At 36.4% G+C, this 1,172-nt stretch carries 1 protein-coding gene; it reads right to left on the reverse strand.

Going from position 1 to position 1,172, the window contains the following annotated elements:
• On the reverse strand, window positions 1-1,172 hold a 1,172-nt coding region (locus ACFIL8_RS10640; RefSeq protein WP_375689747.1), incomplete at both ends, for a type ISP restriction/modification enzyme.

Raw genomic sequence — 1,172 nt, forward strand, 5'->3', positions numbered from 1 at the left:
AAATGGGATTGTTTCTCACTTTTACTTTTTGAAACCGTAGTATCTTCGTAAATATAGCGTGGAAAACATTGACCTTTTTCTATTGAATCTAAATTAGGCAAAGCTTTAGTCATCAATACAGAAAAGTCTTTCTTTGCTCCTATACCTGTAATTTGTATCACCTTATTATCAACCGCTTGTCTTATCGGGAATATACGCGGCATTTGATAAACTGCTTCATTAAAGACGCTATTGTAATAAAGCCATTGTTGTGTAAAAGGACGGTATAGGCTTTGAATAAGGCATTTATCTTCAAATTCGGAAAATTTACCTCTTAATAATTCTCTCTTAAGAGTACTGCTCCAACTAATCTTTCTTACATCGGAATTGACGAAATCATTCACGACCTTTGCACGTGCTGTACGATCAGCATGTGAATAGGTATTATTTAAACGTTTTACCTCATTATTATAGAAGGCAGTCATGTTATTCATATTTTTCTTTACAGATTCACGGCTTGAGTTATACGTCCAAGCATCACGATTGGTTGAAACACCAAGAGAATAAGTTTCAAAGAGCTTTTTATCATGCCCCTTTTTGACACCCATAGCTAAGAATGTTTTGAAACTGTCATCACGTTGATCAAGCCAATCACTGTACTTATCTGGTGTAATTATTTGCCAACCTTGTTTGCTCCGTGTAATACCATCAATGCTACCAAGAGACTCTATTATTATAAGCTTTTCTTTTCTCGTGAGATAATCTCCAATATCACGGAAATATATTTTGCCACGCTGTTGAGATTCTGGATTTTTAACCAAAATAGAGATAGCTATGGGAGCTCGAGATCCTTCACCAAAAATGCCACCACTTTCCTTTTTACGTTGTTCTCCAGAAGTCCGTGCATTCCCCCGTAAATGGAAAATATAAAGGCTGCTAAATTCTTCAACGAGGCATTTGCGTAAACCATCCATAGAATGTCCAGTAATAAAACCGGCATTTGTGACAAAGCCGATTACCCCAGCATTATCAATACGGTCACTAGCCCAGCGGATAGCGCGGATATAACTATCATATAACTTTTGCGTACTAGTTGCTTTCGATTTAGCTATATAAGTCTCACGAATACGATCATCTAATATGGGATAAGATATATTGGGATTATTATCGTTTTCATTCTTTTGTCCTACCGA

The organism is Bartonella sp. AP57NXGY (assembly GCF_042195805.1).
GTDB lineage: Bacteria > Pseudomonadota > Alphaproteobacteria > Rhizobiales > Rhizobiaceae > Bartonella.